At 35.5% G+C, this 14,463-nt stretch carries 10 protein-coding genes and 2 pseudogenes; 6 read left to right on the forward strand and 6 right to left on the reverse strand.

The window, feature by feature from the left end:
* Positions 1–1,043: 1,043 nt before the first annotated feature.
* From ACFIMG_RS00725 to ilvC, 3 genes are all read left to right on the forward strand, one after another.
* Entirely contained in the window at positions 1,044–2,165 is a 1,122-nt protein-coding gene (locus ACFIMG_RS00725) for an ATP-dependent RecD-like DNA helicase (protein WP_375629922.1), read from the forward strand.
* Positions 2,166–2,248: 83 nt separating this feature from the next.
* The gene (locus ACFIMG_RS00730; RefSeq protein ID WP_375678900.1) at positions 2,249–2,983 is read left to right on the forward strand and encodes a pyridoxine 5'-phosphate synthase; all 735 of its coding nucleotides are present in this window, start codon (positions 2,249–2,251) and stop codon (positions 2,981–2,983) included.
* Positions 2,984–4,051: 1,068 nt separating this feature from the next.
* Positions 4,052–5,071, forward strand: coding sequence for a ketol-acid reductoisomerase (gene ilvC, locus ACFIMG_RS00735; RefSeq protein WP_375612028.1), 1,020 nt, complete (start codon positions 4,052–4,054; stop codon positions 5,069–5,071).
* A 126-nt stretch (positions 5,072–5,197) separates the two neighbouring features.
* Here ilvC and ACFIMG_RS00740 read toward each other — a convergent pair whose 3' ends face one another.
* The 4 genes from ACFIMG_RS00740 to ACFIMG_RS00755 form a co-directional block, all read right to left on the reverse strand.
* Entirely contained in the window at positions 5,198–6,589 is a 1,392-nt protein-coding gene (locus ACFIMG_RS00740; RefSeq protein WP_375678901.1) for an amino acid permease, read from the reverse strand.
* Between the two features lie 1,011 nt (positions 6,590–7,600).
* The gene (locus ACFIMG_RS00745; protein WP_375612030.1) at positions 7,601–9,001 is read right to left on the reverse strand and encodes an amino acid permease; all 1,401 of its coding nucleotides are present in this window, start codon (positions 8,999–9,001) and stop codon (positions 7,601–7,603) included.
* Between the two features lie 792 nt (positions 9,002–9,793).
* Positions 9,794–10,273, reverse strand: a complete 480-nt coding sequence (locus ACFIMG_RS00750) for a LysE family translocator (RefSeq protein WP_375678902.1) — start codon at positions 10,271–10,273, stop codon at positions 9,794–9,796.
* A gap of 150 nt (positions 10,274–10,423) precedes the next feature.
* Positions 10,424–11,032, reverse strand: a complete 609-nt coding sequence (locus tag ACFIMG_RS00755) for a fumarylacetoacetate hydrolase family protein (protein ID WP_375678903.1) — start codon at positions 11,030–11,032, stop codon at positions 10,424–10,426.
* 453 nt (positions 11,033–11,485) lie between these two features.
* Between ACFIMG_RS00755 and ACFIMG_RS00760 the strand changes: the two genes are divergently transcribed.
* From ACFIMG_RS00760 to ACFIMG_RS00770, 3 genes and pseudogenes are all read left to right on the forward strand, one after another.
* Entirely contained in the window at positions 11,486–11,638 is a 153-nt protein-coding gene (locus tag ACFIMG_RS00760) for a hypothetical protein (RefSeq protein WP_375678904.1), read from the forward strand.
* A 15-nt stretch (positions 11,639–11,653) separates the two neighbouring features.
* Positions 11,654–11,845 (forward strand): annotated as a pseudogene (locus ACFIMG_RS00765) (DEAD/DEAH box helicase family protein); the annotation flags it as partial.
* Positions 11,846–11,968: 123 nt separating this feature from the next.
* A complete protein-coding gene (locus tag ACFIMG_RS00770; RefSeq protein WP_375678905.1) occupies positions 11,969–13,363 on the forward strand; it encodes a hypothetical protein in 1,395 nt (464 codons plus the stop codon).
* A 54-nt stretch (positions 13,364–13,417) separates the two neighbouring features.
* Here ACFIMG_RS00770 and ACFIMG_RS00775 read toward each other — a convergent pair whose 3' ends face one another.
* Together ACFIMG_RS00775 and ACFIMG_RS00780 are read right to left on the reverse strand one after the other, a co-directional pair.
* Positions 13,418–13,612, reverse strand: a complete 195-nt coding sequence (locus ACFIMG_RS00775) for a hypothetical protein (protein WP_375678922.1) — start codon at positions 13,610–13,612, stop codon at positions 13,418–13,420.
* A pseudogene (locus ACFIMG_RS00780) lies at positions 13,609–14,297 on the reverse strand (phage antirepressor KilAC domain-containing protein). Before ACFIMG_RS00780 ends, ACFIMG_RS00775 begins: the two are co-directional and overlap by 4 nt.
* Positions 14,298–14,463 lie beyond the last annotated feature (166 nt).

The raw sequence follows: 14,463 nt of genomic DNA on the forward strand, positions 1-14,463 counted from the left end.
TTGAGAAAGTTTGCAAAAAAAGAGGCGTCCTATAGAGATAGGTTGAAAAATCCTATTCCCTAACTTTTATTTACGCGTCCCGTACTTTTAAAAAGATATATAAAATCAATTATCTATATAGATAAAAAGAGGTCTTGTTATTTCTAGCAATAAGAATAGCATTAATCAGTTAGTTTTTATAAACTTTAAAACATTGCGACAAAAAGAAAAAGTTTAACTCAATAGATGGAGAATTGCGCTTTTCTCATATTCTAGAGGACGAACCTGAAGTGCTACGCTGGACTGAAGCCATGTCCCAGTTTTCTATAATAGACTACCAAGAAGGCCATACTTACGAACCATATTTTATTGTTGAAACAGAAAAAGCTACATATTTGTGCGAGATAAAGCGTGCTTCATATAAGTGTGATGTCTCTCTTTATTCGTTGAGATATCAATTATTTGTAGCATGAAGAGTAAATTTATTAAAATCATGATGAGAGGGAGATAGGAACTTTATAGGTGTATCATCATAGGATTAAGTCGTTTTGTTGAGAGCTATTTTTATTTCTGCTAAAAGGTTTTTGATATATTTAATTATTATTTCGTAATAGTGGATGTACTTTATTTTTATGTGCAAGAAAGCTGATTGATTGTGTAAAATAGCGTTCAAAAATTACATTATTTTTATCCTGTTAAGGACATTTTTTCTAGTGAGGGTTTTGCAATTGCAATACTCTTTTTCTCATTCTAAATTTTGGTTAGAAAAAGCGTATATAGCTGTTATTTTAAATTTAAGATATGCATCTTTCATTGTTGGTGTTACTGTTGTAAAAAATGATGTTTTATTTGATACGCATAAGGTGTTACCAAGAAGATCGATGTATAGATAAAATTTAGATTGTTACAATATCTTGAAAAAACAATGGGTAAATAATTGATAATTGTGCTACGAAAGTTGTTAGATGGGCGTGTGTCAGCAATTCTTAATAAAAAGGTTTTTCTTGATAGTCGGTTTTTTTCAAAATACTGCTCTTTTTATGCAAATCTTATGTTGGTAAGCTATGCAGTTTTCGCCGGAACAGGATAATGCATTGAAGGCTGTTGCCGCGTGGTTGAAGGAAGGGCGTTTTCCTCTTTTTCGCCTTTTTGGCTATGCGGGGACGGGTAAGACGACGCTTGCACGCTATTTTGCAGAGACAGTTGATGGTTCTGTTCAATTTGCTGCTTTTACAGGGAAGGCGGCGCAGGTTTTGCGTTCTAAAGGTGCAAGCAATGCTTGTACGATTCATTCGCTGATTTATTGTCCGCGTGGAGAAGAGGAAGTTTCCGATGAAATAACAGGAAAAAAATCTATTGCTCCAACATTTACGTTAAATCGAAGAAGTGCTGCTGCACAAGCTAAACTCATTATTGTTGATGAGTGCTCGATGGTAGATGAAAAATTGGCCCGTGATTTAATGAGTTTTCGAACGCCAATTCTTGTTCTTGGTGATCCAGGTCAATTGCCTCCTATATCAGGTGGAGGCTTTTTTTCTAATGGGGAACCAGATTTTCTTCTTTCAGAAATTCATCGGCAAGCGCGAGATAATCCGATTATACGTCTTGCTATGGATGTACGTGAAGGACGCGATATTGCTTATGGTGACTATGGAGAAGCGCGCGTTGTGACACGTAAAGAGGTCAATCAACAATTGGTTTTGGATGCTGATCAGGTCTTGGTAGGGGTTAATCGTACACGCCACCTTTATAATCAGCGTTTGCGTGTGTTAAAGGGATTTACAGCAGATTATCCACAAGCGGGAGATAAGCTGGTGTGTTTGCGAAATGATCCGATTAAAGGTTTGTTGAATGGCTCTTTATGGAAGGTGATGACTTCACAGAAGGAGACCGTTAAACCAAGTATTAATCTTCTTGTGAAACCAGAAGAAAGTGAGCGTGGGGTAGCAAAGATTAAACTTTTAAAAGCAGCGTTTGAAAACCCTGATCAAGAAATTTCATGGCAATTAAAAAAGCGATATGATGATTTTGATTATGGGTATGCATTAACGGTTCATAAGGCGCAAGGTTCTCAATGGAATAATGTCGTTTTGTTTGATGAAAGTTTTGCATTTCGTGATATGTATGCGCGCTGGCTTTATACGGGAATTACCCGCGCAGCGGAGCGTTTAACGATTGTTCGATAGAGAAAATATGTGTATCATCTCAGTTTCAGATGGAAAATGCCTTTTTTCTATCTTGTTACACACTATAAAAAATGGAAATGGGCATGGCGGTAAAACTTTCGGTTAATCTTAATGCTGTTGCTGTTTTGCGTAATCGACGTAATCTTCCGTGGCCAAGTATAACGAATATTGGGCATATAGCGCTTGCTGCTGGAGCAGCAGGTTTGACGGTTCATCCGCGCCCTGATGAAAGGCATATTCGTTTTTCGGATTTGCCAGATATATACTGTTTAATAAAGAACACTTTTCCTACTGCTGAGTTTAATATTGAAGGTTATCCCAGTGATCAATTTTTAGATATCGCTGAAAACTATGCGGATCAGATTACCCTTGTTCCTGATGATCCAGATCAGTCAACGTCTGATCATGGTTGGAATTTTGCTCATGATGCAGAATTTTTAGCACCTATTATTCAGAATTTAAAAAACAGAAAGATTCGTGTATCCCTTTTTGCTAATCCTACTGTCGATGGTCTTGATATTGCTAAAGCAATGGGCGCTGATCGTGTGGAATTTTACACGGGACCTTACGGTGGTGCATTTCAGGATAAAACAAAACAAGATCAAGAGCTCAATAAACTTGTTTTAGCAGCAAGAAGAGCAAAAGAATTGCAGTTAGGTATAAACGCAGGGCATGATCTGACACTTATGAATCTTTCTGCTCTTGTCAAAAATATTCCTTGGCTTGATGAAGTTTCTATTGGCCATGGGCTCATTGCTGATGCATTAGAGTATGGAATACATGAGACTGTTCAGCGTTTTATCCGGTTATTATCGTAATCTTTTTCTCTCTATAAAAATTGGAAAAGAAATTTTTATAGAGGTTTGCCAATTTATCTTAAAAAACAATTTTATATATGTTTGAGATAAATAGCACTATTATCGTGCATTATAAATATTCTATTGTTCCTCTATTTATTGGTTGCTTTCTATCTTTTGTTTTTGAGTGCATGCGATGTTTTTTATTTGTACTATCCATTATGAGGAAGTTTTAAAATCTTCTTATTATAATTTCTTTGAATGGAGAAGAAGTAGGGTTTTGAAAGTATTTCCCTTATAAAGGAGTGCGTAGGATTTTAATGGATCAATACACAAATTTTCTTGATATTTGAGCTCATTTTTGGGTTATCTGTAAATAGTATAACGTAAGATCTCCTTATGAATAAGCTTAATGCAATAGGAGCTGTTAAATAGAATGATGATATCGACTTGTAGCTTTATGAAGTAAAGAGAGTGATGTGCAATAAATCTTACACTATTATAGGGAATTCTTGAAAAGGGCTTGAGCATATTAAAATTTTTTTATAAGGCGCCATAAATGGATAACATAATAGCCGTATGGGGGCTTCTTCGTGTGAGAGGCGTGGATATTAAAAGAACGTAAAAAGTAAAAACATCCTCTCTATTATTCTAAAGATATTGTTGTATATGCTTTTGAAGGTTGTATTAAAACAATACTTGTTATTTTGTAATTTTTCTTGCTATCCGTATTGATTTGGTTCATGTTAAAGATTGTATGTTGTATCTTAATTTTTAGAATATAGCGTTTTGTTGCACGATAAAAGAGTAGAATATTAGCTAAATTTTCTTTAGAAATCTTATTTTGTGTAATTATTGTTTTTGTAGAATAGCAGTTGAAGTTTATTTGGGGATCCGTATATGTTTTAGGAATGTTTGGGGACTACAGTTTTTTCTATGCAATATGTAAACTTTAAAATTATTCAATTGCTGTGTTCTTATAAGCTGTGTTTTTTGTCTTTATAAGTGTGTGATGCACTGTAGATAATGTTTCTTATTGAATAAAAATAATCTGAAATCCAGTTTAAATAGAGAAAGAAGGAATTTTTTATGCGTGTTTATTATGATCGTGATGCGGATGTTAATCTCATTAAAGGGAAAAAAGTAGCCATTGTTGGTTATGGTTCTCAAGGGCGTGCGCACGCTTTAAACTTGAAAGATTCTGGTGTTAAAAATGTGCAAATAGCTTTGCGTTCAGGGTCGGAAACAGTAAAAAAAGCCATGGCTGATGGTTTTGAAGTGGTGAGTGTTGCTGAAGCAGCAAAATGGGCAGATCTCATCATGATGGCAACACCAGATGAATTGCAAGCTGATATTTATAAGGAACATATTCATGATCATTTACACGATGGGGCAGCGATTGCTTTTGCGCATGGTTTGAGCATTCATTTTGGCTTGATTGAACCTAAAAAAAACGTTGATATTGTGATGATTGCTCCTAAAGGTCCAGGGCATACAGTTCGTCATGAATACCAACGGGGTTGTGGTGTTCCTTGCTTAATAGCGGTGGCGCAAGATGCTTCAGGGCATGCACATAATGTAGCATTATCTTATGCATGTGGACTTGGTGGTGGACGTGCTGGGGTGATTGAAACAACATTTAAAGAAGAGTGCGAAACTGATCTTTTTGGTGAACAAGCGGTTCTTTGTGGTGGTCTTGTTGAATTGATTCGAGCAGGTTATGAAACATTAACACAAGCAGGTTATGCGCCGGAAATGGCTTATTTTGAGTGTTTGCATGAGGTTAAACTGATTGTTGATCTCATGTATGAAGGGGGCATTGCAAATATGAATTATTCGATTTCTAATACAGCTGAATGGGGTGAATATATGTCTGGTCCACGTGTGATTACGGATGAAACCAGAGCAGAAATGAAACGTATATTGAAAGATATTCAAACGGGTAAATTTACATCGAATTGGATTCAAGAATATAAAGCTGGTGCTGCTCATTTTAAAAGTATGCGGCGTTTAAATGATAATCATCCTATTGAAGAAGTGGGTAAAAAACTTCGTTCTATGATGCCTTGGATAAAATCGAATGCTTTGGTTGATAAAGAGCGTAATTGAAGATTCTACAGAGATATTTTGTCAATAGCTTTTATAATTTTATAGATAAATATAAAAAGGGTAACTTTAGTTACCCTTTTTATATGTTTTTTGTTTATATGTTTTTTGTAATATAAGCTTTATTTTTTAATTTTTTGCATAATTCTTTTTCCCAAAAAGAAAGTATACAATTCCTAAAAATATGAACCATGCTGGAGTGTATTTTAAAGCTATGGCAGTGTCAGCTTCTAATGACAATAAATAGATAATGAATGCAAAGAAAACAAGAAGCGCCCAACACATAACAACACCTCCTGGCATTTTATAAGGAGAGACAGTATGCTGGAGAGGACGATTGCGGCGATAGACGATATAGCTGATCAAAATGATAGACCATACAAATATAAACAAAGTTGCGGCAATTGTCGTAACAATTGTAAAAGCAGCTATGAGTGTTTGAGATAACGATACAACGGCATAACCAAATAAGATGCATATACATGAAAAGAATAATGCGTTGGCTGGAACGTGGTTACGAGAAAGTTTTCCTAAAAATTTAGGAGCACCTTTTTGTGTTGCTAGCCCATATATCATACGGCTGGTAGAAAAAATTCCACTATTTGCTGAAGATGCGGCAGCTGTGAGGACAACAAAGTTCATCAAACCTGCAGCAGTTGGGATACCAATAAGTGCATACATTGTTACAAATGGGCTTTTTTCTGGACTGATTTGATCCCACGGCGTCACAGACATAATCACAAGAAGAGAGAATATATAAAAGAATACAATGCGGATTGGTATTGAATTAACAGCCTGTGGTAAAGCTTTTTGAGGCTCTTTTACTTCAGCAGCAGCTGTTCCAGCGAGTTCAATGCCAACAAAAGCAAAAATAACAATTTGAAATCCAGCAAAAAAGCCTGTAATTCCTCGCGGAAAAATATTCCCACCGTTCCATATATGGCTAAGAGAAGCAACCGTACCGTTTGGAGAGACAAAACCGGTAAAGATCATATAAAATCCTACAACGATTAGGACTAGAATTGCTACGATTTTGATAAAACCAAACCAAAACTCAAGTTCGCCAAATAGTTTTACGGCGACGAGGTTAAGAATTAAAAAGGACATAAGACCAATTATAACAGGAATCCACGGATTGAGTTCAGGCCACCAAAAATGTGTATAAGTGACAATAGCAATAATTTCAGCAGTTCCAGTGACAATCCAACACAACCAATATGTCCAGCCGATAAAGAATCCGGCACATGGCCCTAGAAGATCGGTTGAGAAGTCAATAAAAGATCGGTATTGTGTATTAGAAAGCAATAACTCTCCCATAGCACGCATGACAAAGTATAGAGCACAACCAATAATTGCATAAACGAGTAGAATTGAGGGGCCTGCTACACTGATTGTTTTTCCTGATCCCATGAAGAGACCTGTTCCAATCGCTCCACCAAGGGCTATAAGTTGTATGTGTCGGTTATGTAGTCCACGTTGCAATTTCTTCTTAGTTTTTTTTTCTAAATTTTGTTTGTTCATTTTTGGGGAGTTCTCCTTAGTTATTTTTAAATAAAAATTACCCTAAAAAAGGTAATTCCTTCTATAGGAACACGCTATGGTTAAGGAGTAAAGGAATTTTTTTCTATGACTATATGTGAATAAAGCAAAAACATTATTAATTAATGGAATAATTATTTTATATATAAGAAACAAAAGATAAATTGTATTATATTTTTTTTGATTTTTTATGTTTTATACATAAGTTATATATATAATATATAATATAATTTATATTATATATTATTATTAGTTGTATATAAATAATAATTTATATTTATGTATATTTGTTTGTAGTAATTTTATATAAATATCTTTATATTTAAAATTATTTATTTATAGATATTGTTATATATATAAAAATATAAATAAAATTGTAAATTTATTAAATATAAAACTTTGTATATAAATAAAATAATTTTAAATGGTTAAATTATTATTTAAAATATTAAAAAATATATTTAAAATTTACATTTAAGTATTAATATTTAAAATTTATTACAAATAGAAAAATATTTTCATAGAATCTTTTTTTATTGCAGATAGCTATTAAGATATATTCTGTTTAGAGCTATATTTTTAATTGTGATAAAAAATTGAATATAAATTTTTTGGGGGGAAAGTTTTAGATAAATCTCATGTTTTATTAGTAAACAATGTCAGTGAAGTTTATAGAGAATTTTTTACAGAATAGCTCGTTTCTTATCCTATTGTGCAGTAAAATACTGTTGTGTAGAGTACTGATATAAAGCATATAACATTTTACGCATTAAGTATTTTTAGAATGGGTGGTGAGTGTTCAGGGCAGGGCTAGCCCATAGAGCCTTATGTAGGTGAACCATATAAATGATCAGCAGCATTCCCCCTTAATAAGCCGGATTGTTTACAAACCGGTGCCGGTAGGAATCGTCGTTTTTTGATGTTTGGGGAGGAGGTTAAGTAGAAAAGGGTAACTAAAATTACCCTTTTTTGAGATGTTTTTATGTATAGACTTTATTTGTTACCTTGAGTTATTTTTTTCTTTACAAACATAAAATACATTATACCTAAGAAAACAAACCAGAATATACTATATTTTAAGGCTAGTAGAGTATCAGCTTCTAATGTCAACAAATAGAGCATGAAAACAAAGAAAACTAAAATTATCCCACACATGATAACACCTCCTGGCATTTTATAAATGGATTCAGCGTGTAGATGAGGGCGATTGCGACGATACACAATATAGCTAATCAAAATTACAGACCATACGAATAAAAATGCAATAGCTGAAATGCTTGTCACAATTGTAAAAGCACTTATGAGGCTTGGAGAGAGTGAGGCAATTGTATACCCTATTAAAATACATAAACAGGAAAAGAATAGAGCATTGGCTGGAACATGGTATCTGGAAAGTTTACCTAAAATTGGAGGGGCACCTTTTTGTGTTGCAAGTCCATATATCATACGGCTGGTAGAAAAAATACCACTATTTGCTGAAGAGGCAGCTGAGGTGATAACGACAAAGTTTACCAAGCCAGCAGCTATCGGAATGCCTGCAAGCCAAAACATCGAGACAAAGGGGCTTTTATCTGGAACAATTTGATCCCAAGGTGTGACAGACATAATTACAGCGAGAGAAAAAATGTAAAAGAGTACAATACGGACCGGTATTGCATTAATTGCTTTGGGGAGAACTTTTTTAGGTTCTTTTACTTCAGCAGCGGTTGTTCCAGCAATTTCTATACCAACAAAAGAAAAAATGGCAATTTGAAATCCAGCAAAAAAACCTGTCATTCCTCGCGGAAAGATATTGCCATCGTTCCATACGTGATTGAGAGAAGCAACCGTACCATTGGGAGAGGTAAAGCCCGTAACGATCATATAAAATCCCACAACAATTAATGCTAAAATTGCGACGACTTTGATAAGACCAAACCAGAATTCAAGTTCACCGAATAGTTTCACGGCAAAGAGGTTAAAGATTAAAAAGACACTAATGCAGGTAAAAACGGTAAACCATGGATTGAGTGTTGGCCACCAAAAGTTCATATAAGTGATGATGGCAATAATGTCAGCAGCTCCAGTTACAACCCAGCTCAACCAATAGCTCCAGCCAACAAAGAAAGCGATTCCCGGTCCTAGCATATCGGTTGAAAAATCGATAAGAGATCGGTATTGTGAATTAGAAAGCAACAATTCTCCCATAGCACGCATGACAAAGTATAGAGCAAAACCGATAATAGCATAAACGAGTATGATGGAAGGACCTGCTACACTAATTGTTTTTCCTGCCCCCATGAAGAGACCTGTTCCAATAGCACCACCAATGGCTATAAGTTGTACATGTCGGTTGTGTAGTCCACGCTGCAACTTATTCTGAGAATTATCTTTTAAATTTTGTTTGTAGCTCATTTTTTGGGGGTTCCCTTTAATTATTTTGAGATTAAATTACACTAAAAAAGCATTATTTTGTATCGAAGCATGATATAAATGAGGTGTAAAGGAAAAAAACGTTTTTTATGATTTTGTGTGGATAAAGAAAAGAATATGCTTTTGAAAAAAGAGAATGTTGTCCTCTTAAATAACGTAACAGATATTTGAATAGGGAGCTTTTTATTGTTATGAATAACAAATAAATTGTTCATTAAAAAAATAAATTGTTCATTAAAAGACGTGGGGCTTTTAAAATTATTTCAGAAAGTTGTCAGGAGTTTTTATAATTTTTTGAAACTTATTATTTGTAATCAGTGCATTATTTATTATTATTCATAATGGTGAGAGTTTTACTTTTTGCTCAAATAGCACTCGAGAGTTCTCATCTTAGTTTAAGAAACAATTTTTAATGGAAAATTAAAATGATTTTTAAAATCATTTTTTTGTTTGTATGGTGCTATCATAAATCAAAAAGTTACTTTTGTTTCATAAACGAAAAGAGGAATATCATAGCTTATTTTTTTTAAAGTGATGAATAAGGATTTTGTTTAGATATTGGTAACATTTTATAAAATGTTACGAGAAACTCACATTGTTTACACAAACGTCCTTGAGAGTATGATAAAGAAATGCAACGTAATTCAGTTATATAAAGAAAAAAAGAACTGGGGATTGTATAAGCTCTGTTAGAGATTGAGCTATTCATAGTGAGAGACAGAATCAGGAAAAGATTGCTCTATTAACTTTACAATTTGTTATCAAAAGATAAAACTATCCAAAGAAAATGAAAAAAGAAAACAGAGATAAAACTGTTCCTGTCGCAATGTTAATCGAGCCTTTTACCCGCTGCTTTTTTAAGGCGGTACTGGCAAATGATATAAAAATGGTCATTAAAGTAAACCATGCAAAGATGTTGAAAGAATGTATTGTGACAAGTTCAAAACCTTTTTTAATGCTATCTCCAGAAGCTAAGAATTTTGGAAAAGCTGCTATGTAAAATATAGATACTTTGGGGTTTAGTATTTGTGTCAGAAAACCGTCCATATAGCTGGTTAAAAGCTTTGTTTCACTCGTAGCATGCTTTTCATTCGTTGAACTTCTTTCTTTTGAATTTAAGCTGTGTATTCCAGATTTAATTGATTTAAAGCCCATGTATAATAAATAGCTGCCACCCATGAGTTTTACTAAAAAAAACAGCGTTTTGTTGTTGAGAATGAGCGCTGATACACCTAGGTGTGGAAAATGCCCCATGCACATATGTTGCTGTACACAATCCTAAAACGTTTACAAATGCGTTCTTTCTTCCCAATCTCGTTGCATTATCGATGATAAGGGCCATATTCGGCCCCGGTGAGATGACTAAAAAAAATGAAACAATGAAAAAGGTCAGTATTTGATGATTCATTTTACTTTTAGCTCTGAAATTAATTGATTTTCGAGATACAATTCTATTCTGTCAAACTGAGAAAGTTTTCCGACACCCTGTGGAGTGCCTGTGTATATGAGATCACCACGTCTTAGCTGAATGTAGTGACTTAAAAATGAGATTATCTTCTCAAAGTTAAAGATCATATTTTTCGTATTGCCAACTTGTCTTGTTTCGCCATTTAACTTCATTGCAAAGGTTATTGGGTTGTTTATTTTTTCCTTGTTTATGAAGTCAGAGACGTATGCGGCGCCTTTAAATCCTTTCGATAAAAGCCAAGGAAGCTTTTTTTCTTTCAGTTTTGTTTGCAAATCCCGCGCTGTGAGATCAAGACCGATTGCTACGGCATCATAGCATTCTTCTGCTTCTTCCTCCATGATCATGAAAGCGTCCTTTGAGATTTTGAGCACAATTTCGGTTTCAAAATGTATTTCTTTGGAAAAATCAGGGAGATAAATTTCATTGCCTAAAACGAGTGAACTTTTGGGCTTGCTAAAGATAACAGGTTCATCTTCAACAACATTACCTAGTTCATGAACATGTTCAACATAATTGTATCCAACACAGTAGATGTCATTTATCATGGGAGCCCTCCAAATTTTTCATTTTCTCTTTGTATAGGCAAGAGAAAACTTTGCAAACAACATTTTTTCTTATATCGCGTTTTGCGTTTTCTGGAAAAGAAGCATTATGTGGGTTAATGACTAACCACGATGACAGCCCTTCGCATTATCCTCTTTTGAAGAGTGCTCAATCTTATAGTTTTTGAGATTATTTTCATTTTGATTGCTAATCTCCTGAAATTACTTTATTACTTAAAGAGTGATTTTGCTCGTCTACGCAGCGATTAGTAGGGTCTGAAAGCCCTAAAGTTCGATCATAAATGAGCCCACTCTGTGGGTGTCTCGGAATTATGGGATATTTTTCTATGTCTAGGTGCTATGAGCACTAAAAGTAAAAATCTGGTTCGTATTCAATACTTTCAGGCTCTCGGAATACTAATGCGAGGGTGCTCGCAACCGGCGGGGGATTTGAAAGTGAAAAGCAAAAAGCCACATTTTAACGACATTTCTATAGGCAAAAAATCGCTTTCAAAGAAAAATGCTGGGAATGTCGTAAAAGCAATTAGGCACCAATTAGGGATAACTTTTCAACAAATCAAAAAGTATGAGAAAGTCTGTGATGGTTAAAAAGAAGCAGACCGTGGCAAAGTTATTATGGCATTTGGAACGGAGAAGATTTTTACCAGCTTTAAGATAGCACAACAAATAGCCGGAACTGGAGAGCGTGTTTTGTTTCTCGTGCCTTCTCTGGCTTTGATGTCACAAACGATAAGAGAATGGACACGCTATACAGAAGTACTGTTTCATTCCTTTGTGGTGTATTCTAATACATAAGTTGGCAAGCGTCGTAAAACAAAGAAGCTGCTGCCGAACTCGATGTCTCAGATCTCGCTCTATCAGCTATCAACTGATGCTTAAAAGCTTTGAAAAAAAGCAAATAAAGTATTAGTAAATGCAATGACTGTGGTGTTTGCTACTTACCAATCAATCCAAGTGATTGCGGATGCCCAAGAGAAATACGGTTTATCAGAATTTGATCTGATCATTTGTGAAGCAGCGCAGGTTAAGGCAGATAAGGTAGAACCTTTGATTGTAGAAGCCAAGGAAGTAGCTGAGACTGCGAAGACAACAGCGGAAGAAGCGAAGAGTGTTGCGGAGCAAGCAAAAGAAGAAGCTGATACGACGAAGCAAGGGCTTGGAGAGGTCAAGAGTTCATTAGACACGGTGACAGCAACGACAAATTCTGCGAATACAGCCGCCTCTGAGGCAAAAGTGTTAGCGGAAGAAGCGAAGAGTGCATTGACAGAAGTTCAAGAGAAGGCACAGAGGAACAGTGACAGTCTTTCTGAACTTCAAGGTAAGGTAGGTTCTCTTTCCACTAAATTTTTAGAGAATGTGCGTTTTCATCAACCTGACAGAATTCTGGAAGCCGATCCGAAAAATAGAAAAGGTCTTGTGATCAATGACGGGGCATGTTTTCGCTTTTATCATGGTGAAGAGAATGGGGGTAGGTACCTCTTTTACCGCATTCCAGGGCGTGGAAGGATGACTTTTGACGAAGATCTTGAAGCAGGAAAGGATTATTATATATATCTCATCTTAAAAGATCAGACGAATGCGCTATCCTTTGAAATTTCGCAAAATCCAACGGCTCCTGATGGCTATACAGAGGATAATTCTGAAAAGATCGGTGGATTTCATACGCTATGTGCGGATGTTGGTGAGATTGAAGGTCATCTCTTATCGGGGTATCAAGCGGGGGATGTTTTGCCCAATTCTGTTTGGTGTTTAAATCACCGCCCACGTAGTAGTCCAGAAGGGATGGTTTACAATCCGTGGCATAATATTTGGGTTGATATTTATCTTCAATCAGGGACAGGTGTAAATGCAAAGTCTGCCTATGGTGTTCCGATTACAACCAATCGTAGCTATGCGAATCATGCCTTTGATTTTTGGTCTGTTAATAAGAGATTTTTGACGAGTGATGAGTTTTCGCCATGCATGTATGGAAGTAATCAAGCAACCAGTATTGTCGGCAATCAAGCGCCTTCTCCTAAGACGTCTGGAGGACACGTTGATACAAACAATAGACGGATGATTTCGCATATCGGTTGTGAGGATGGTTGCGGTTATGTTTGGCAATATTTGTCTGGTTGTTATCCAGTGACGAAATGGCATACAGGGGAGCAAGGAAGCAGTTTGCGTGTAGACATAAATGTTATGTTGGGAGGAGGCGATTGGACTGGTGGCTCTAACAATGATCATCTTGTACGGAATTTTGCGCATTCTCATTATGTAGAAGATGAAAAAATAGGCGCCCGTGGATGTAGCGAGCCACTTTATTATAATTAACGCAAGATTGATTAGAACATCATTTTATCCAGCCCCACTTTTGTGGGGCTTTTTTTATGGAGCGTCAGATGAGAAAGATATCGAAAGAAGGATTGGCACTTCATCTTGAAGTTTTAAAAACAAAGTTTTTTCTACTAAACTCATGGTGTCAACCATGAGCAGTACAATCTTATCACTCATATTTTCATGTCTAGAAAATTGAGATAATGCCATCCATAAATCGCATAAGAAGTTAGAACCTACCTTCATTGCACACCTTCGTGGATTTGTTCTCTCAAACATGCCGCCAATCCTTTAGGTGTGATTTTTGTTGAAGGCAGCACCTTTTCTGTTCCATCCGGTTTTTGAATGGTGATGGCAGAACAGTCCATGAATCCTTTGTTGATTTTATCCTGATTAAGGTAACAATGGACCACTTGGAGCACGTCGATACACCCAATCATTTTTACGCAAGTAATCTATTAAATCCTTTGGTCTTATCTCCAACATCTTCACGGTTTCAAACAAACCAAACAAACCAAACAAACCATCAGAGCGTTTTAAGCCTTCTAAAGCTTTTGCTTTTGGTGCTAATTCTGAAATAACATGGTCTTTCTGCTCAATTTGATTTTGTAGATGATTTAAGGCGCCAAGTAATACTTCGGGTTTGGAGTAATCAATTTATGGAATAGCTACTTGTCTTTCCAACTCTTTCCAACGGTTAATTATCTTTGCTCGTAAGGCAGTGCTGTAACTAGAAACAAGAATTAAGCATTCACGCTTTGGCGGGTTATAACAAGGGCGGCTTTCACCTTATGTTATCAAGGTAGTGCCCACCAAAATCAACCTCCTCAAATTTGAGGGCGTTAAGTTCTTCAAGCGTTTTCTTGATGTCACGCATAATATTGTCATGCCTTTTGCCACATAATTCAGTAATTTTAATAATGGTATTCATAAAGAATTCTTAGATGTTAGACGTTCCTTAATGACATTCTAAAAGAGTGCTGGTCGCTAAGAAACACGGCAACTAATCCGCTAGTTGTTTTAAGGTGTTTTTGAGGCACCTGATTTGAAAATACCTATTACTAGAATTGTCCAGTAATAAAAATTACTTTTTGCTA

Source organism: Bartonella sp. AP11XZML (assembly GCF_042196445.1).
In the GTDB taxonomy this organism is placed as follows: Bacteria; Pseudomonadota; Alphaproteobacteria; order Rhizobiales; family Rhizobiaceae; genus Bartonella.

What these genes read in the sequence shown, in the direction of transcription:
- ACFIMG_RS00725 (WP_375629922.1), top strand. Translation starts at nt 1,044, where the DNA reads ATGCAGTTTTCGCCGGAACAGGATAATGCATTGAAGGCTGTTGCCGCG.
- ACFIMG_RS00730 (WP_375678900.1), top strand. Translation starts at nt 2,249, where the DNA reads ATGGCGGTAAAACTTTCGGTTAATCTTAATGCTGTTGCTGTTTTGCGT.
- ilvC (WP_375612028.1), top strand. Translation starts at nt 4,052, where the DNA reads ATGCGTGTTTATTATGATCGTGATGCGGATGTTAATCTCATTAAAGGG.
- ACFIMG_RS00740 (WP_375678901.1), bottom strand. Translation starts at nt 6,589, where the DNA reads ATGAACAAACAAAATTTAGAAAAAAAAACTAAGAAGAAATTGCAACGT.
- ACFIMG_RS00745 (WP_375612030.1), bottom strand. Translation starts at nt 9,001, where the DNA reads ATGAGCTACAAACAAAATTTAAAAGATAATTCTCAGAATAAGTTGCAG.
- ACFIMG_RS00750 (WP_375678902.1), bottom strand. Translation starts at nt 10,273, where the DNA reads ATGGGGCATTTTCCACACCTAGGTGTATCAGCGCTCATTCTCAACAAC.
- ACFIMG_RS00755 (WP_375678903.1), bottom strand. Translation starts at nt 11,032, where the DNA reads ATGATAAATGACATCTACTGTGTTGGATACAATTATGTTGAACATGTT.
- ACFIMG_RS00770 (WP_375678905.1), top strand. Translation starts at nt 11,969, where the DNA reads ATGACTGTGGTGTTTGCTACTTACCAATCAATCCAAGTGATTGCGGAT.
- ACFIMG_RS00775 (WP_375678922.1), bottom strand. Translation starts at nt 13,612, where the DNA reads ATGAAGGTAGGTTCTAACTTCTTATGCGATTTATGGATGGCATTATCT.